Annotated in this window: 17 protein-coding genes; 8 read left to right on the top strand and 9 right to left on the bottom strand. The window is 41.3% G+C overall.

The window, feature by feature from the left end; genetic code table 11:
* Positions 1-26: 26 nt before the first annotated feature.
* The 4 genes from RMY00_RS13390 to RMY00_RS13375 form a co-directional block, all read right to left on the bottom strand.
* Entirely contained in the window at positions 27-656 is a 630-nt protein-coding gene (locus RMY00_RS13390; protein ID WP_322648013.1) for a Crp/Fnr family transcriptional regulator, read from the bottom strand.
* 471 nt (positions 657-1,127) lie between these two features.
* Positions 1,128-1,796, bottom strand: a complete 669-nt coding sequence (gene phoU / locus RMY00_RS13385) for a phosphate signaling complex protein PhoU (protein WP_322648110.1) — start codon at positions 1,794-1,796, stop codon at positions 1,128-1,130.
* 46 nt (positions 1,797-1,842) lie between these two features.
* Positions 1,843-3,141, bottom strand: coding sequence for a sensor histidine kinase (locus tag RMY00_RS13380; protein WP_322648012.1), 1,299 nt, complete (start codon positions 3,139-3,141; stop codon positions 1,843-1,845).
* Between the two features lie 53 nt (positions 3,142-3,194).
* Complete coding sequence (locus RMY00_RS13375; RefSeq protein ID WP_322648011.1) at positions 3,195-3,947, bottom strand: response regulator transcription factor; 753 nt, start codon at positions 3,945-3,947, stop codon at positions 3,195-3,197.
* Between the two features lie 766 nt (positions 3,948-4,713).
* Here RMY00_RS13375 and RMY00_RS13370 point away from each other — a divergent pair.
* Together RMY00_RS13370 and RMY00_RS13365 are read left to right on the top strand one after the other, a co-directional pair.
* Positions 4,714-5,697, top strand: coding sequence for a hypothetical protein (locus RMY00_RS13370; protein WP_322648010.1), 984 nt, complete (start codon positions 4,714-4,716; stop codon positions 5,695-5,697).
* A gap of 56 nt (positions 5,698-5,753) precedes the next feature.
* On the top strand, positions 5,754-6,830 hold the full coding sequence (locus RMY00_RS13365) for a hypothetical protein (protein WP_322648009.1): 1,077 nt from the start codon (positions 5,754-5,756) through the stop codon (positions 6,828-6,830).
* A 530-nt stretch (positions 6,831-7,360) separates the two neighbouring features.
* On the opposite strand, the gene hisA is transcribed toward RMY00_RS13365, so the two are convergent.
* Genes hisA through RMY00_RS13350 form a run of 3 tightly spaced genes read right to left on the bottom strand, consistent with a single transcriptional unit; the run spans position 7,361 to position 8,820 of the window.
* Positions 7,361-8,134, bottom strand: coding sequence for a 1-(5-phosphoribosyl)-5-[(5-phosphoribosylamino)methylideneamino]imidazole-4-carboxamide isomerase (gene hisA / locus RMY00_RS13360; protein ID WP_322648008.1), 774 nt, complete (start codon positions 8,132-8,134; stop codon positions 7,361-7,363).
* Between the two features lie 39 nt (positions 8,135-8,173).
* Positions 8,174-8,488, bottom strand: a complete 315-nt coding sequence (locus RMY00_RS13355) for a DUF3593 domain-containing protein (RefSeq protein WP_322648007.1) — start codon at positions 8,486-8,488, stop codon at positions 8,174-8,176.
* A complete protein-coding gene (locus RMY00_RS13350; RefSeq protein ID WP_322648006.1) occupies positions 8,485-8,820 on the bottom strand; it encodes a DUF2499 domain-containing protein in 336 nt (111 codons plus the stop codon). Before RMY00_RS13350 ends, RMY00_RS13355 begins: the two co-directional genes overlap by 4 nt.
* Before the next feature lie 244 nt (positions 8,821-9,064).
* Between RMY00_RS13350 and csaB the strand changes: the two genes are divergently transcribed.
* Positions 9,065-10,108: a polysaccharide pyruvyl transferase CsaB gene (csaB, locus tag RMY00_RS13345; RefSeq protein WP_322648109.1), complete on the top strand. Its 1,044-nt coding sequence runs from the start codon at positions 9,065-9,067 to the stop codon at positions 10,106-10,108.
* 552 nt (positions 10,109-10,660) lie between these two features.
* The gene (locus RMY00_RS13340; RefSeq protein ID WP_322648005.1) at positions 10,661-12,130 is read left to right on the top strand and encodes a glycosyltransferase family 87 protein; all 1,470 of its coding nucleotides are present in this window, start codon (positions 10,661-10,663) and stop codon (positions 12,128-12,130) included.
* A gap of 107 nt (positions 12,131-12,237) precedes the next feature.
* Here the strand turns inward: RMY00_RS13340 and pgeF are convergent, their stop codons facing one another.
* A complete protein-coding gene (gene pgeF, locus RMY00_RS13335; RefSeq protein ID WP_322648004.1) occupies positions 12,238-13,023 on the bottom strand; it encodes a peptidoglycan editing factor PgeF in 786 nt (261 codons plus the stop codon).
* Between the two features lie 77 nt (positions 13,024-13,100).
* On the opposite strand from pgeF, the gene RMY00_RS13330 reads away from it, so the two are divergent.
* Positions 13,101-13,919, top strand: a complete 819-nt coding sequence (locus RMY00_RS13330; RefSeq protein WP_322648003.1) for a biotin--[acetyl-CoA-carboxylase] ligase — start codon at positions 13,101-13,103, stop codon at positions 13,917-13,919.
* 89 nt (positions 13,920-14,008) lie between these two features.
* Positions 14,009-15,577, top strand: a complete 1,569-nt coding sequence (locus RMY00_RS13325) for a M23 family metallopeptidase (RefSeq protein ID WP_322648002.1) — start codon at positions 14,009-14,011, stop codon at positions 15,575-15,577.
* A 169-nt stretch (positions 15,578-15,746) separates the two neighbouring features.
* Here the strand turns inward: RMY00_RS13325 and RMY00_RS13320 are convergent, their stop codons facing one another.
* Complete coding sequence (locus tag RMY00_RS13320; protein ID WP_322648001.1) at positions 15,747-16,424, bottom strand: riboflavin synthase; 678 nt, start codon at positions 16,422-16,424, stop codon at positions 15,747-15,749.
* Between the two features lie 340 nt (positions 16,425-16,764).
* Between RMY00_RS13320 and RMY00_RS13315 the strand changes: the two genes are divergently transcribed.
* Complete coding sequence (locus RMY00_RS13315) at positions 16,765-17,262, top strand: bifunctional nuclease family protein (RefSeq protein ID WP_322648000.1); 498 nt, start codon at positions 16,765-16,767, stop codon at positions 17,260-17,262.
* Between the two features lie 313 nt (positions 17,263-17,575).
* The gene (locus tag RMY00_RS13310; protein WP_322647999.1) at positions 17,576-18,706 is read left to right on the top strand and encodes an aldo/keto reductase; all 1,131 of its coding nucleotides are present in this window, start codon (positions 17,576-17,578) and stop codon (positions 18,704-18,706) included.
* The last annotated feature ends 83 nt before the right edge of the window (positions 18,707-18,789 follow it).

The following is an 18,789-nucleotide window of genomic DNA, read 5'->3' as shown; positions in this document are numbered from 1 at the left end:
TTTAGACTGAAATAAATACAAGTACTTTAATATAATGCTGAACTATAATTTTGAATTAATTTATTTGGTAATCGCAAAATAATGCGGCGTTTGTGACGTAAAACTGTTCCTTCTTCCTCCAACTGTTGTAGGAGCCGGGTAATTGTTACGCGCGTGGTATTTAACACTTCAGCAATATCTTGATGGGTAACATTTAGATCAATTAGCTTACCCTTATCTACATCACGTCCAAATTTTTCACTTAACCATACTAAAAACTGCCATAGGCGTAGCAAAATTGGTTTTCGATGCACAATGCTTAGTAGATTTTCTACCTGTTGAATATGAGACAATAAAGCATTAATATCTTGATGCCACAAATCAGGTGGCACAATGCTTATTTCTACGCCTGTGAGACATTCAATCTGGTAGGGCTTGACCCTAGATAAAGGATAGCCAATCAGATCCCCTAGTCCCCAATAACCGAGAGTGATAAATGTTCCATCTTCACTCCACGTTAAGCTACGAACTGCACCGTGCTCAATGCGCCAAAGTACATCATTTTGAAGTGGAATTACTTGCCTACGGGTAAATATCTGCTGGGGTAATTGTCCGCCCAAAGGAGAGCTATTTGATAAGACAGAAGAGTTTAAAGTAGGAGTTGTGGAATATATCATTAACCGTAACTACATAATTATCAGGGAATCTCGCTATTTACAATCATTAAGAAACTCTAATAATTTATATCAAACTTTACCTGTATAATTGGCAGCTTATTCTTCTCAATTAGAGTTAGAAGCTAACTCTAAATTTTTTCTATAAACAATTTATAGATTGAGGTATTTATCAGTAAGATAGAACGGAATTTTTTCAGTTGTTTATCCGTTACTTTAATTGTGCAAGTTTAAGAATAGGTAAGCTTTTAGTAAAATATTTGGTTAACTTAGCTTTTAAGTATTTAATATTTTCTTAAGATTCAGGAGATACATAGGCACAAATATAGAAATGGGCTTTTCAGCCCACCCACAAAAGTTATATTTAATTCGATTATGCAAATTAGATGTTTTTTTAGCTTACTAATTCGCTTGAGTCGTCAGCCTTTATTTGTAGAGGTAGTGGCTAAAGCCTATGGACTGATAAAGCGTCAATTAAGAGCGTTGACCGGTGACAATATATGCTACCCTTTGACCGATATTAGTGGCATGATCTGCCATGCGTTCCAGACAACGAATTGCCAGTGCTAACAGTACAATTGGCTCGACTACACCAGGTACATTGCGTTGTTGGGCTAAAGTCTGATAAACGCGATCATACGCATCGTCTACAGTATCATCTAAGCGCTTTAAACGGCGTCCACCAGCTTCATCAAAATCTCCTAAAGCCTTCAAGCTAGTTGCTAGCATTGATTGCGCGTGAAGGGACATAGTTTCAATATCGGGCATTGACGGATGAGGCGCGTAAGGAAAAATTTTAATTGCAATCTCAGCTAAATCCTCAGCATAATCGCCAATGCGCTCTAAGTCGCGCACCAGCTGCATAAAGGCACTCAAGCAGCGCAAATCTTGAGCTGTAGGCGCTTGCAGCGTCATAATCGCCGTACAGTCTGATTCGATTTGACGATAAAAGCGATCAATCTTTTTATCTAATAGCGGAAGTTCCTCAGCTGCTGTTAAGTTACGAGCAAATAACGCTTGGTGGCTGAGGCGAAATGATTGTTCTACCAAAGCACCCATGCGTAAGACATCCCGTTCTAAGCGTCTAATGGCGCGTGCGAGTTCAGGTCTTTGAGGATTGGGATTGTAATGGACAGCTTTCACACTTGTTGTCTCAAAGGTGAAGATATTACTAACTATAGTCTTGGCTTCAAGAGTTTGCCATAACTTCACAAAATTGGAGTTGCATCCACGCACCACCAGTTTCTGGATGATTCATAGCTTTGATTGAACCACCGTGGGCGTGAATAATTTGCTCAACGATCGCTAATCCCAATCCATTGCCAACGATCGCCCCTATAGAGTTACCATTTTGTAGGGAATGAGTTCGCGCTTTATCTCCTCGATAAAATCGCTCAAAAACGTGGGGTAAATCTGCCTCAGAAAATCCAACTCCAGAATCAATAAGATTTATTTCGAGAATTGGGGAAGCAGCATCATTATCCTTTGCTGATAATATTTTCGCTTCAATGTGAATACTTGTACTAGGAGGACTGTATTTAATACTATTGTCTAGCAAGTTGAGGAAAACTTGGAAAATACGGGCTTGATCTGCCTTAATCCAAAGATTTTCTGGCCCAGAATAAGCAAGAGACAGATGTTGGCGCACTGCTAAGGGTTCTAGTGTTTCCCAAACCGATGTAATTAGCGATCGCAATTCTACAGCTTTGGCTTGCAATTGCATGTTTGGGTTTGCTTCCATTTGGGTGAGGTCTAGCCAACTTTGCACCAAGTTAATTAGTCGGTCAACTTCTTGCATTAGGCGATTAACCCAACGATTTAAAGGTGGTTCTAAGCGGGTTTGTAAAGTTTCCGCAACCAAGCGAATCGAGGTTAGTGGCGTTCTAAGTTCATGTGCTAAATCAGAGAAATAGCGATCGCGTACTTGATTTATATCTAATAGGGGTTGACGATTTTCTAAAAAGACTCCCACTTGTCCATTGGGTAAAGGCAAGCTAGATGCTCGCAAAGCCAAAGATTTTATTGTTGCCATCTCTGCGGCATCATCACAAGATGGATGAAATATCCATTCTCCTGTCTGTGGTTTTTGCAAATCACGAGTTTGCTCAATTAAATGGTCAAGTTCATAAGACCTTACCAACTCCAGTAACAAGCGTACTTGTTCTGGTTGCCAGTGCAGATACAAAATTTCCTGCGCCTGTTGATTGCACCACAGCAGTTGATTTTCCTCATCCACCTGCAAATATCCTACTGGTGCAAAATCTAGTAGGTCTTGGTAAGTTTGCAACGACTGCTGCAAATCTTGCCGATGCTGCTTCACCATCGCTATTTTCTGCCGCAACCGAGGAATCAACAGCAGTCCCATCTTGTCAGAATGCGAGGTTAACGGCCCGAGTAAGCGCCCCAGGTAACGGTTAAGTTGAACCTGTTGCCAAACCCAAAACCCAATGCCTACCGCTAAACCCAGAAAAAATCCCAATAAAAGCATTTGAGTTGTTAGTTTCTTCGTGACTACTAAAAACTAACAACTATCCCAACTAATTATCCAAACCTATAGCCAAAACCTCGTACAGTCACAATATATTCAGGATGACTGGGGTCTTCCTCTAATTTTTCGCGCAACCACCGAATGTGAACGTCTACAGTTTTACTATCGCCAACGAAATCCGGCCCCCAAACCTGATCTAGCAATTGTTCGCGTGACCATACCCTGCGGGCATAACTCATAAATAGTTCCAGCAAGCGGAACTCTTTGGGGGAAAGATTCACCTCTAGACCACGAACCAGCACGCGGCATTCTTGGGGATTCAAGGTGATATCCTTGAATTTTAATACTGGTACTTGTGGTAAATTACTTAGGCGTTGGCGGCGGAGTAGAGCGCGACAACGAGCCACTAACTCGCGCATACTAAAGGGTTTGGTCAGGTAGTCATCTGCTCCTACCTCTAACCCCAGTACGCGGTCAGTTTCACTACCCTTAGCACTCAGCATTAAAATTGGTACTGGGTTGCCTTGATGACGCAGCAAACGGCAAATATCTAGCCCATTGATTTGCGGCAGCATCAAATCAAGAATGACCAAATCGAAGGGAAGTTCCCCCGAATTGGTTTCAAAACTTTTGAGATACTCGATAGCAGACCGTCCATCGGGTGCTGTTGTTACCCCATAACCTTCCTCTTCAAGGGCTACAGCTAGCATTTCCTGGATTAATTCTTCGTCTTCTACTACTAAAATTCGGCTGGTTTGTCCAATATCCGTTCTAGCAGAGTATTTGGTCGATTCACTGGTATACATTGATATCACAAAAGTCTGGGACTGTGCTTGTATCAATTAGGATGATTAATTCTATTATCTAGCCTTACTGCAACCACGCTTCTACCGGGATTGATTCTTTTAGATTTTCTTTACAAAAAGTAACATATGCCACAGTACCCTGCTAAATCAAAAATCAATAGGGAGTAGGCGATCGCAAAAGAAATTTTCATCTTTTGTTGTGTAACGCAATTAGATAAAGGATTGTCTTGACAAGAGCTAATTAAGTTGGGTATATTTACTATAGTACAAATGAACTAGCCATCTCGAACAGAAAACCATAGCACTTTTCCTTTGTATGTAATACACTCCGACCTCTCTAGGTTTGAATTTTACTCGCCTTCCAGCAACAAAAGTTTTTCCGCTTGCCTTTCCTCGTAGGAGAGGTTAAGGAGAGGTAGGTCACTATTAGATTCAACTGAGAAATGCTACATAACTGAAAAACATCAGGAACCTATCCCACTATTCTAAAAATCCCTACTTCTTTTCGTAAAATGTGCTTGAAAACCTTGATTTTTCGTTTTCAGTTCTCAATTAACTTAAGCTTTGTAGCACAAATATTATTAGTGGGATAGGTTCAGGACATATATGTGGAAAATTCGTACTACCTAAGTGTCCTCTGTTGAACTTTCCGTGTTTACACTGCGTTAAAAATGCTGATTTTAAAGCTATTCTGATGTCTGCATAGGGTAGTCATTGGTATGGCTTGCTACCCAATAAATTATTGCCTATTGAAGGGAGTTGGAAAATGACTACAGCTGGAGTCAAAGACAGCAAACAACAACTAATGCAAGCATTTCAACAAATTATTATCCAAAGAAAAAAGCTGGAATCTAAAATAGCAACTAAACAAGAGGAAGCAGAAAAGGCAAAAAGTCAAGAAATTCTGCAAACAGCTTCTGCATATACAGTTGATAGTATTGTCAAAGGTTTAGCTGATTTACAGTTGGAGTTTGGCAGTATTCTCAATGGATTATCTGAAAAACTAGCTCAGGAAAATTCCAAGTTAGATGAATTGAACCGAGCTATAGAAATTGAAACTCAACGCCTACAAGAGCTTCAACAAATCAGAGTTGTAGCAGATACTCTAGACATTTTAAGTCAAGAACATCAAGAAAAATTAAAAATCTTAGAACAAGATACTATCAGCAAAAGGGAAACACTAGAGAAAGAAATTACAATCAGGCGTAAAGAATGGCAAAAAGAGCAAGCAGAGTATGAAGATAAGCTCCAAGCATATAACGATTTATTAGCCAAAGATCGCCAGCAAGAACAAGAAGAATCTCAGTATAAATTAGAAACTACTCGTAAACTCAATACAGATAGCTACGAAGCGATAAAGCGTCAACAACAAAGGGAAATAAAAGAAAATTCTCAAAAGAAAGAGAAAGATTGGGCAGAACGAGAAAAGATATTAGCTGAACGTCAACCACTTTTTGCTGACTATGAACAAAAGGTAACTAAATTTCCTAACGAACTGGAAGAAACCGTTAAAAAAGCTCGGGAAGAAGCAATTAAAGAAACAAGCCAAAAAGCGAAAATTGAGGCTGATTTATTTGAAAAAGAATGGGAATCTAACAAACAGAGTTATGAACTAAAAATCCAATCTCTGGAAGAAACAATTAAAAAACAGTCTGAACAAATAGAAAGTATTTCTGCTCAATTGCAAACTGCATTAAAACAAGCACAAGACTTAGCTATGAGGGCTTTTGGTAGTTCTAATCTTAAATAGTTATGAGTTTGTTGCATCTTAATAATTATTAATTCCTGAAGAGGAGGTTTGTTGTAGTGGTGAAAAAGCCGACTGATAAAAATACTAAAGTAGAAATTCTTCAGGCGTATGAGGAATTAGCTCAAGAAAAAGCAGCGCTGAAATCGCAACTAGAACAAGTTGTGAAGGAAAACCAATCTGGAACTAAAGAACAGCCTAAATTAGAACAAAAAACAGCTATGACTCAGCTTTCTAGTGTCCAACAGAAGATGAATAATACAATTGAAAGCTTGGCGAAGATTCAGTTAGGTTTTGGCAGTGCTGCTAATGAATTATCAGAACAGCTAACCACAAAGGCTTCTAAGTTAGAAGAAATTAGGCGAACTTTAGAAGAAGAAATTCGACAATTAACACAACTGCACAATTTAGAAATTTCTGATGATATCTTGGATACTCTGATCCAAGCCTATGAAGATAATATTAAAGCTTATCAGGAAGAATATAGCCAGCGTTCTGAAATATTATTTCAAGAAATATTAGAACAAAGGAATACTTGGGGAAAAGAACAAGAGGAACAGCAACGGGCGATAAAAGAACGGAATGAAAACTTGAATAAAACTCGGCAACGTGATGCGTCAGAGTATAAGTATAATTTAGAACTCCAGCGCCAATTGCAAAGTGACGAATACGAACAAGAGCAGAAAGCACTATATAAGCAACTGGAAGAATTACTACAAGAAACAGAAAAACAGTGGGCTGAACGAGAGAAAGCAATTTCTGAGAGAGAGAAACAATTTGAAGAATTAAAAGCAAAGGTAGAGGCTTTTCCAAAAGATAAGGAAGCAGCTATTAAAAAAGCTACAGAAGAAGGCAAAGGCATCGCCCACTACCAAGCTAAAGTAAAATCAGATTTATATTCTAAAGAAGTGGAAGGGCAGAAGCGTTTCTATGAACAAAGACTGCAATCTCTAGAGCAAACTATTACTAATCAGGAGACGCGGATTCAAAATCTTTCTAAACAACTTGAATCTGCCCTAAAACAAGTTCAAGATTTGGCAGTTAAAGCTATTGAAGGTACTTCAAATGTTAATTCATATCAGGCTATTAAAGAAATAGCTTTAGAACAGGCAAAAACTCAAGCGAAAAACAAATGAGCTAATTTATTTTTGATGAGAATTGTAGAGACTTAATTTAACTTAAGTCTCTACAAGGAACTATAGTAGTTCTCGATTGAGTATGTACAGAACCCCTCTTTGCTCTTCTAGAGCTTGCTCTGATGTACACTTATAAATGGTTTTTATTCAGTTTTATCTGGTTTTTTGATGTCTGTGGGAGGCTGTGGTTTCTTTTTCTTTGTTCCGGTAGCCTGTGTTTGCTTAAATACTTTATTGGAATTTGATTCTTGACTAGACATAACACTAAATTTTAAAATCTTTTACAGTATTATCTACATCATGGGTATTGTTGATTACAGAAATATAACATAAAAAATTTAAGTTTATTTAAACAATTAAAATCTAAACAGGTTACACCGTAAGGGTTTTATTAATTTTGAATAGATGGTTTATTTCTGCCGTGCTGTACTAGTACAAAAAAGCTTGTAGGATGGGCAAATATTTCTCCACCCTACAATTCTATGGTGTACACAGTAGCCCTACTACAGTTTGACCAAAGGCAGAAAATATCAAGCAAAGGTAGAAAAACCAAGATTGGGGGGGATATCCTGAATCCGCCCAGGCCCGATCGCTCGTAATGCTTCTTTGAGTAAAATATCCCCAGTATACAAGGCACGTCCGACAATCACACCAGTCACGCCTTGAGGTTCTAACGCTAACAAACTTAACAAATCGGTGACAGAACTTACCCCACCAGAGGCAATTATCGGGATAGAAATTACTGCTGCAAGTTCTCGCAAAGCTTCTAAATTGGGGCCAATAAGTGTACCATCTCGGTGGATATCTGTGTAAATGATGGCAGCTGCACCCAATTCTTGCATTTGTACAGCTAGTTGGGTTGCTAAAACTTCTGAAGTTTCTAACCAACCGCGAGTTGCTACGAGTCCGTTACGGGCATCAATGCCAATAATAATCTGTCCAGGAAATTCTTCACACAGTTGTTGCACTAGCTGGGGTTGTTCTACGGCGATGGTTCCAAGAATTGCCCACTGTATGCCTAAATTGAATACTTGTTGTACGCTGGTGCGATCGCGCAATCCTCCACCAATTTCAATCGGCACTGACACCGCATGAGCGATCGCTTCAATTGCCCCCAGATTTACTACTTTACCCGCTTTGGCACCATCTAAATCAACTATATGCAATCTGGTAGCACCTTGATCTACCCACTGTTTGGCAACATCAGCAGGATTATCGCTAAAAACTTGGGAGCGATCGTAGTCTCCTTGATACAGTCGCACACAGCGACCTTCTAGTAAATCAATTGCTGGAATTACATCCATTTAACTCTTCCTCATAACTCAATGCAATCAAAACCTTAGTTATTGCTGGGGTTTCTGTTTCTCATTTTTCATTTTTAATTGCCTTACAGCTTGCCCAAAACCCAGCACAAGCAAAATATTAGAAAGGGTCAAAAATAGTTCTGCACCACCGTGCAACCAATCTACATCTGCCAAAGACTTGCCATAATGCAATACAGCATAAATTCCGGCTGGGATGGTGATGGCAACAAAGACGAGAGTGCCATAGAATCCATACAGCGCTAAACGCGGCATTTGCGGACTGCGGCTGATAAACCATAAGAAACCCAAATAGGGAAACAGTGAAAGTGCAAACAGGGTTTCTTTAGAAATCATTGTTCTGATTTGATAGGTTTTGGTTCAACAGTGTCAGCAGACTTGGTAGAACGCCAAATCAAGTACGCTGCTGCCCAAAGGGTAAAATTACCAACTAAGGTCATGGTAGCTTGAAGCGTTACCAACCATTCTAGAGATTCGGCGTTGTCGAAATAATGCCAGGTACAAGCACACATGGCGCTAACTAAAGCTGGTAACATGGCAAGGGATAATCCCCACCAATTGCGATTACCTGTGAGTTCGCCGTAAGTCCAAATTAACCAAATGGCGACAATCCACTCTATAACGCTAGAAACATGAATAATCCAGGTGGGAATCGATAGGGCGTGCATAAGAAAGTTAGGAGTTGGGAGTTGGGAGAGACGCGGTTAATTGCGTTTTAGGAGAGACGCGATTAATCGCCTTTTAGGAGAGACGCGATTAATCGCGTCTGTACAAGAGTTAGGAGTCTTTTGTATCTTCCTTGTTTGAAAATAGAGCTTGTGAATGAGTCTACTATCTGTATCAATTACAGATATTCCGTATAAAAAAAGTTGTTAATTTAAAATCCAAAATCTAAAATCTAAAATGGTCAAGATGCGGGCGTTATTATCTGGATATTACGGTAAAGGTAATGGTGGTGACGAAGCTTTATTGGCAACGCTTTTGCAAATGTTACCATCTCATGTAACCCCAGTGGTACTTTCGGGGAATCCAGAGGAAACGCGCGATCGCTACAATGTAGAAACTTGCGATCGCATGGCTCCTTTACCTGTACTGCAAGCTTTACGCTCAAGTGATGCCTTGATTTGGGGCGGCGGGAGTCTCATCCAAGATGTTACCAGCACTATCAGCCCATTTTATTATGGCGGAATAATGGCATTGGCGCAGAAAATGGGCTTGAAAACTGTTGCTTGGGCGCAGGGGATTGGCCCGTTAGTGCGTCCGCAAACTCGTTGGTTGGCACGGCAAACCTTTGGTAATTGTACCAAAATTAGTGTCCGCGATCGCGCCAGTGCGGCTTTATTATCTGATTGGGAAATTCCTTGTATTATAGCTCCTGACCCGGTTTGGGCGTTAGAATCGAAACCAGTACCGGGACTTTGGGATTTACCTGCGCCGAGAGTTGCGGTAACGTTGCGATCGCATCCCCAACTTACAGAAACCCGCCTAGCAAACTTAACCCGTGCTTTGGTTGACTTCCAAAAAGCTACACAAAGTTTTATTTTATTATTACCATTTCAAAAAAGTGAAGATTTAAGTATTGCCGAAGCTATTCAACCACACCTTAAAGATGTTAGCAAAATTTTATGTCTGGAAGATCCGCAACTTTTGAAAGGCGTGTTTCGCGGCGTAGAAATGGCAATTGGGATGCGCCTCCACAGCTTGATTATGGCTGCATCTGAAGGTTGTCGCTGCTTTGCTCTCAGTTATGATCCTAAAGTAAATCGCCTCATGGAAGACTTGCAAATGCCTGGATGGGATTTAGCTAGTTTACCAGATGACCCCAATTTGATTAGTCTGACTTGGATGGAGCATTACGCCAATGGTGATCCGTTATCACCAGAGCAAATACAATCTTTAGTAGATAGAGCATTAATGCACCGCGAGTTGTTAAGCGACGCTTTATGTAATAAGTAAAATTAAATAATATAGAGTGAAAAAAAATGGAAAACTTATAAAACTAGCCCTTTCAAGGTAGGTGAAAAAAATCCTCTTTAATTTATTTACTCTGTGTTCTCTGCGCCTCTGTGGTTAGAAAAATTACTTTTAAACCGCAGAGGCACAGAGAGAGAAAAAAAGAGATTTTACCAGTCACATTGCAAGGGCTACTTATAGCAGGGCTATTTCGTTCTAGACATAAACCGCCCAGAACTAAAGTTCCTCTTTTATAGCCCAATACGCTTGGGTTAAAGAACGAAACCCAACATTATCAAAGCTTTGTTGGGTTCCACTAAAGTTCAACCCAACCTAAAATTCTTCTTAACCCAAGCGTATTGTCTTATAGCCCAACTCCACACTTAGTGGAATAAAAGCCTTTATTAATCGTCTTTAGACGAATGAATGCTATTAGCCTCAGAATAAATTCTGAGGCTGGCTAGATAAGAATAAAAACATCTAAATATTTATTATCTAGATTCACTTTAGCGATATTATTTACTAAATGCAAAAATAATTATTGAGATAATTGTAATGATCAGCTTTGGCTTTTGGAACCTAATTATACTAGGTTTAGTTGCTGTAGTTCTCAAAAACAATTGGCGATTAGATGAAGAAAAGGTAGCTTGGAGAAATTCTTTATTCTTGAAATCTTCAGTTATCCAACGGTTAATACAATTTTTTCGTCAACCAATTGTTAACTTCCTCCTTCAAGCAGGTGTTGGATTAGTCGTTACAAGATTCCTCTGTTATACAGGTTGGCTACTTTATTTTCTAAACCAGCCAAATCCACCTTTATGGGATTTTCAGTGGTATTATGTGGCGAGTAAATTGGCTCATCAGCATGTGAGTCCTTTTAATGTCGAGATTTTTAATCAGACTTTTTGTAGCATAACTACGGTGTGTGGCTCTCTTCCACCGTTTGTCTATCCACCCAATATTATTCCTCTCATCTGGTTTCTCGGCTATTTTTCAATGAATACTGCATTTAAAATCTCGATTTTAATGCATATATTAGCAATTGGTTTAGCTTTGTGGGGAGCAAATATATTACTAGAGTCTAAATCACGAGCTTTCAGAACTATTTGCACAATTTCGGTTGCCTTGATTTATGGCGTAGTTCGGGATCTTCAAGTTGGTAATGTTGCAATTTTTATTGTAGTTCTTATCTTATGGATGTTTATATTCGCTAGAAAGAATCAGGATATTCTAGCAGGAGTTTGCTTGGGGATTGCCCTTTTTAAACCAACATTAGCTGCATTATTCATTCTGTATTTTCTACTTAAAAGACGGTTATCTCTAGTTTTTGCATCTGTTATCACAGTAACTTGTTTAGCATTTTTAGGTCTAGCCTTGACAGATAATTCTTTAACACAATTTGTCTCGGATGCATTTCGTGGATTTTCCCTCTGGCAAAACGATCCCGCAGTTAGCCCTTATATATCGATTAGTCGTCTAGATTTGATGGTTGTGGGGCCGAGGTTAATTCCCAATAGCCCATTCTTTGCCAAGCTTTTATCAAACTTAATTGTTTTGATACTTCTTGGTTTGGCGGGTTGGTATTGGTATCTACAGCAATCTCTCACCGACTGGTCAAAAAAAATATATTTAACAGAAATGGCAATAGTTTCTTGCTTGAGTATTGGCATCACCTATTCGCAAGAAACTAGTTCTGTGATGTTAATACCTGCTGTCGTTTTTTTGCTAAATGATTTGCTGCATCAGATCAGGCATTCTAAATTCTCTAGGGAAAGAATGTCTGTTTGGTTAGTAGGGGTTTGCTGTCTTGCAGTGCAAACAGCAGTTATTCATGGTTGGCTGATCCACTCTCTAGCAAACCGATGGAATGTGAAAGCAGGGGAATTGCCATACATTATGAAAATAACTATCTTTGCCTTACCGAGTTATGCGGTTTTAGGAATAACTCTGAGTATTTTAGTTTTAGCAATTAGTTCTCTTCGTCAAAAAGAGGTGATAGAATTTAAACCTTTGAATCGGGTTTGAATCAATTTTGAATATTGGATTTTAGTTTTGATACTTCGACTCCGTTCAGTAGAGAAAATTCAATCTTTGGTGGATGGTGCTTTTATGAGCCAAAACACATTTGAATACTAGTGACTGATTTTACCGCTAACAATCCCTGACCATTGAACTTTTTTCTCTTTCTCCCGGCGGTAAGAAAAGAAATGCTCTGGAGTTTGGAAAGTACAATAAGGCGCGATCGCAATTTGTTCTGCACTAATCCCCATATTTTCCAGTTGTAAGGTATTCACCCGCCGCACATCTAGCCTTACCTTTCCAGGATTAGGATCTTCTAGTAAGGGGGAATTTGGTAATTCATGTAATGATTGAACAATTTTTTCTTCGTCGTTATATGGTACAATGCTAGCCCCAATTTCAGCAGCCACTTCAAGAGAGACTTGGTAAACCTCACCAGCGATCGCTGGCCCCATCGCAATACGTAAATCATCTAATTTGCTGCCTTGAGATTGTAACCGAGCGATCGCTAAGGGGACAATCTTCTTGGCAGTTCCCCGCCAGCCTGCGTGTAATGCTGCTACTTGTCCAGTTTGCACATCCCCAATTAGCACGGGTGTACAATCTGCACTAGCTACCCAAAGGGCTTGGAGAGGCTGTTCGCTAACTAAACCATCTGCCGATGCTAAATCTTCCTCAGCAGTGCAAAAGATGCTTTCAACTTCTTGAGGGGTGAGAACAGTATTGCCATGAACCTGCTTTAAGCGATAGACTGATGCCTCTGGTTGCAATACTTCTGTGATAACTTGTGGCGATCGCGGCCAAAACTGCTGGGTAAAGAAGCCGTGATGCCAACGTTCCAGAATACTACAAGTTAGATAGGGCAGTCCTTCCCAATTGTGCCAGTGCCAAGTGTGCATCTTCAACCAAACCTAAACAGAACTCACTCATCAGCCAATCAATGCTAACTTGAACAACGGAATTTGGGTTAACTGCTGTGGGATTTAATTTGCAAAACTTGGAAGCAGCCTTGAAGGCAGCGCGTAAGTATACATATTTACCATTTTCTCTGCACTTTTTTGAAAGTGTCTCTTCAACTAACCAAACCCTCTGGAACTTACTCAACCAAGGGGCTATTTCCGGAACAGTAGTAATCGCAACTGTGCAATCTGCTGGGCGCGGACAATGGGGCCGTGAGTGGATTTCTCCGGTTGGCGGATTATATATTTCTGTAGCGATTTCTTTCGACCACAAAATAGAGGCTACTGACAGCTACCAACTAACTTTTGCTACTGCTTGGGGAATTGCGTCTCAATTGCGCCAGTGCGGTGTAGATGTTGGGATAAAATGGCCCAATGATTTAGTTTTAAATGGTCGCAAACTAGGCGGCATTTTGACAGAAACCAAAGTAAACAAAGGACAAATCACTCAAGCAGTAATTGGTGTTGGTATTAACTGGACAAACCCAGTACCAGAAACTGGAATCAATCTGGAATCGTGGCAAGCTTCTCAAGATTTCAGACCAATTTCTTGTCTGGAAATGCTCACCTCTAAAGTCTTGCTGGGAATAGAATCCGGTATGGAGTGCCTTTGCCAAGAAGGAGTAAAGGTACTCTTGTCTCGCTATTTAGATTTGCTTATAAATATGGGCGATCGCGTCTACGTCAACAATATTTCAGGTAAAGTAGTTGGGGTGACTCCTCAAGGAAATTTACGAGTTGATTTAGAAACATACAATACAAAGGAACTAATTACACCGGAAATTTATATTGAACCCGGTACAATCAGTTTGGGGTACCATAAATCTTCCGTTTAAATTTGAGGTTTGTTCAAATTCCGCTCTTTGGGCAAGACAAACCACTAGCATCATCTCTTTAGGCTAATTACACACAACTGAGAGAACAAATGACGCAGCGCAATAATTCTGCCCCTCATCGTTTAAATTACTTATGGCAGCAAAATCTAACAAAAAAACGTTTTGCTTCAACACTACCAGCCCAGAGCCTCTGTTGGCTGAGTAGCGTCAGCCTCCTTAGCGGCGGCTTTGTGTTTGCCCAAACAGAAACACAAATAGACAACATCGTTCCCACAGTTGAAAGTTCCCAGCCTTCAACAGTTATAAATCCAGTTAAAAAGCAGGCTGTTGCGCCCGAAGCCGCTCAAGCACAACCGGAATTTTCCCAACGGCGAGCCAGACTCAGAAAGAGATTAGCCAAGCCAGAGGTTGCTCAATCAAAAGAGCCAGTTAGGCAATCTACACCCAAAATCGAAGCCGCCCAACCTGTTGTGATTATCAGACAGTCAAAACCCAAGGTAGAAGCCTCTCAGGTTACTCCTGCAACGGTGAGACAGGAAAAACCCAATACCCCTTTCCGGTCTTTACCTGAAAAACTTCCAGAAGTTGCTCAACCATCAAATAACTCCAACAGCCCTGTCAGTGCAACGCCGGAAAAAACCAAGGATTATAATAACGCCTATATTGATCCTAATAGTTATGACAGTGGTGCAACAGCTACTTATCAAGCACCAAATTCTGTAATTCTTACAGAACGCTCCAGTGGTTGTCGAGCCACTTTGCCATCAGGGCAAAGCGTATTAGGCGGCGTTTGCGCCAAAGTACCACAAAGGAGTGTAGCTGATTCTAATAGTAAACCAGCACCTACTTGGCTTAGAAGAAGCCAAAATGCACAATTATCAGTAGTTCCACCCGTGCGGCAGATTGCATCTTCTTCTATTGGCAACACTAGCAGATGGCGTGGTACTCCAACTCAAACTGGTTCTAGCGGTGTCACCAAGGGCGGATTTAGCCCGAATCGGTTTATACCAAGTCCTAGCGAGTTTACCCCTACGAGAGTGAGTGCAACTCCCATCGCACCGAGTGGCGGAACTTTACCTCCACCAATGGCAGATGGCAACATTGCACCCCGTCCCAGCAACGTAGCTTATGACTTCTCACTGGCATCAGTATTGCCGCAAATTCCCTACGTAGGGAGAGTTGCCTATAGCGGTATAGGAATGATGTATCCCTTGTCTATACCTGCTCCTATTACTTCTTTATTTGGTTGGCGAATTCATCCAATCACAGGTAATCAACGCTTCCATGCCGGTACAGACTTGGGTGCGCCTACGGGAACACCTGTTTTGGCAGCTGCTGCTGGTCAAGTAGAAACTGCTAACTGGGTGGGTGGTTATGGTTTAACCGTGATTCTAAATCACAAATCTGCTGAACAAACTCTCTACGGTCACATGTCAGAAATCCTTGTTCAACCCGGTCAGTGGGTACAACCTGGAACTGTCATCGGGCTAGTTGGCAGCACCGGTAACTCTACAGGTCCTCACCTGCACTTTGAAGTTCGCCACCTGACACCGAACGGATGGATTGCTACTGACCCAGGCGTGGAATTACAAAGCGCCCTCAGCCAGTTAGTACGAGGCTTGCAAACTGCTCAGGTAAGCCAGGAACCAGGAAGCTAGAAGAAGCAGAGGGGCAGGGAGCAGGGAGCAGGGAGCAGGGGGAGCAGGGGGAGCAGGGGAGCAGAGGGGACAAGGGGACAAAAGTTTAGAACTCCAACAAGTCTTTCTCCTTGTCCCCCAAGTCTTCTTTCCCATGCCCAATGCCCAATGCCCAATGCCCAATGCCCAATTATAAATACCCGTGTTCTGCTAAGAATGCGGGTGTAATGCCATCCATGCTAGTTTCATCAGTGGTGGTGTGTGGGTTGCCAGGGTAAAGGAATTTTTCGACGTATTTGCCGAGAATATCCCCTTCTAGATTCACCCAACTCCCAGGAACCAAATAGCGAAGATTTGTCTCGGCGTATGTGAGGGGAATTACCGCAACTTTGAATTGAGAGAGTTCTGGCTCATAAGCCGCTACTGTGAGACTGATGCCATTGACAGCTATGCTACCTTTGGGGACAATATACCGTGCGATCGCCTCGGATGCGATAAAGGTCATTTCCCAAGAACTAGCCGTTTGTTCTACCACTAGCAATCGACCGATGCCGTCTACATGACCCATCACAAAATGACCGCCAACTTTACTGCCCACCCTTAGCGATGCTTCTAAATTGACATATTTCTGTTGCGTTTGCTCACCTCCCAACGTCGTGCGGCGTAGAGTTTCCGGTGAAGCCGTGGCAATAAAACCGTCTTTTAAAACTTTTTCAACTGTCAAGCAAACACCATCTACTGCAACACTGTCACCATAAGCCAAATCTTGCATAATTACTTCACACGAATGACTTACACAAGTAATTTGCCAAGAATCGCCCCCTAAGGGTTCCATCGTTCCTAATGCCTGGATTAATCCTGTAAACACGGCTTTTTTGTCAAACTAACTCTAGTTATTGCCTATTTTTGCTTGAAATCAATTGGTAATTCTCACAGAAATCTTGAACATTCAAGTATATTTTCTGACTTTTTTTCGTCTATGAATATTAACACATTAGCATCCTTCACAGGGCATACTTGGGTAAGAAGGTTATTGTCTAAGAAGACCAATTTGACTTACTCTGGTTTTCACCACAAGTTCGGAGTTTAATAGAAGCAATTATAGAGAACGAATGCTTATGTTTATTACTGTCGCTCAACCGCCTAAAAAGGGGTACTATTTGTTACACAGCATCCAAGGCTCTCGAAGCATTGTAGAGGCTTAGGCAATGATTGAAATGAAAGTCGCTGGCATAGCATTAGATGCCATAACCCGTAGCCCGATTGTCCTTTTGAAAGATTCTTCAGATCGGCGGGCTTTGCCAATTTACATTGGTCAGGAACAGGCTAGGGCAATTATGGGCGCACTGGAGAATCAAAAGCCTCCCAGACCCTTAACCCACGACCTGATTGTGAATCTTCTAGAGGCTTGGAATATGACTCTAGAAAAGGTGATCATTCATTCCCTGCAAAAGGATACATTTTATGCAGCTTTAATCGTCCAGCAAGGCGAGGTCAAAAAAGAAATTGATGCGCGTCCTAGCGATGCGATCGCCATTGCCCTCCGTACAAATACCCCCATTTGGGTAATGGAAGAAGTGATTGCCGATGCTTCTATCCCTGTCGATCGTGATGCAGATGAAGCCGAACAGCAAGCCTTCCGTGAATTTATTTCCAATCTCCGTCCTGAAGATTTGATCAAGCGTTTTGGTAATGGCGATAGCTAGGCAATTTTAAATTTTGAATTTTGGATTTTAGTGAAGCAGCACGATCTTGGGGAGCCAGTGCCTTGGGCGGTGCCGACTTGAAGCATCTGGCATGGTTTCCCCCATGAGTGACTGCTGTTAGCGCAGCGTAAAGCCTTCTCTACGAGAGGCTGCGCCAACGGCATGGCTTCGCTTAGAGCGAGTCTTGTCTACGACACGCCAAGGGCGAACGAGCGTCACCCGTTCGCGCAGCGTCTCCCCTTGGGAGAAGGGATTCAAGGAAAAATCTAAAATCTAAAATCTAAAATTGAATGACTCGTAACTTTTTTTAAAGATGCAATACCGACGGTTTGGGAAAACGAATCTGCGCCTCTCGGTTTTTTCTCTGGGAACAATGCGCTACCTGGCTGATTTTGAAAATGCTCACCAGACTATCGAACAAGCCTTAGCGCTAGGAATTAATCATCTAGAAACCGCCAGAGGTTACGGCAAAAGTGAGGAGTATCTTGGTAGGGCGTTAAAAGCTGGGTTATCAGTACCCCGAACGAAGCTTTATATCACTACCAAAATTTCAGCCACAGCAGATGCTGACACCATGCGTCGGTGCATCAACGAATCCCTAGAAAAATTACAGCTAGATTATTTAGATTGCTTAGGCGTTCATGGCTTGAACACCTGGCAACATTTAGAGTGGGTGCAAGCCAAAAATGGCTGTATGCAAGCCTTAGAAGAAGCTGTTGCTGATGGTCGAGTGCGACATGTTGGTTTTTCCAGCCACGGGTCATTAGAGCTAATTCAGGCAGCAATAGACACAGATTATTTTGAATTTGTCAATCTGCATTATTACTATTTTTTCCAACGGCACGCACCAGCGATTCAACTAGCTGCCGAAAAGGATATGGGCATTTTCATTATTTCCCCTGCTGATAAGGGAGGACGGCTCTATACACCACCCCAAACTCTAAAAGACCTATGCTCTCCGTATTTACCATTAGAACTAAACTATCGCTTTTTACTTGCTGATAGCCGTATTACTACTTTGAGTATCGGCCCAGCAAACCCAAATGAATTAAGGGAACCTTTGCGAATCGCTGACAATGATAGAGAGTTAACATCAGGCGAAAATTCTGCTTTTGAACGGTTAGAAAATCACCAAAAACTTGCTTTAGAAACTGATAAGTGTAGTCAATGTTATGCTTGTTTGCCCTGCCCAGAAAATATCAATATCCCAGAGGTGTTGCGGTTACGAAATCTTGCAGTGGCATACGATATGACTGACTATGGACAATATCGTTACGGAATGTTTGAAAATGCCGGTCACTGGTTCCCTGGCATGAAAGCTAACCGTTGTACAGAATGTGGTGACTGTTTGCCTCGGTGTCCAGAAAAGTTAGATATTCCAGCTTTGTTAGAAGATACTCACCAAAAATTAAGTGGGAAAGCAGGTAGAAGATTGTGGGGTTGAGGAGAAGGCAAGCAGGGTGGTTTCATACAAGCAGAGAAAAATCACAATACTTTTTAGAAGGCGATCGTAAATTGACAAAATGC

Origin of the sequence: Nostoc sp. ChiVER01 (assembly GCF_034531155.1) — a bacterium.
In the GTDB taxonomy this organism is placed as follows: Bacteria; Cyanobacteriota; Cyanobacteriia; order Cyanobacteriales; family Nostocaceae; genus Nostoc.
Note: the sequence above shows the minus strand (reverse complement) of the source record. Positions and strands in the feature narration are given on the sequence as shown.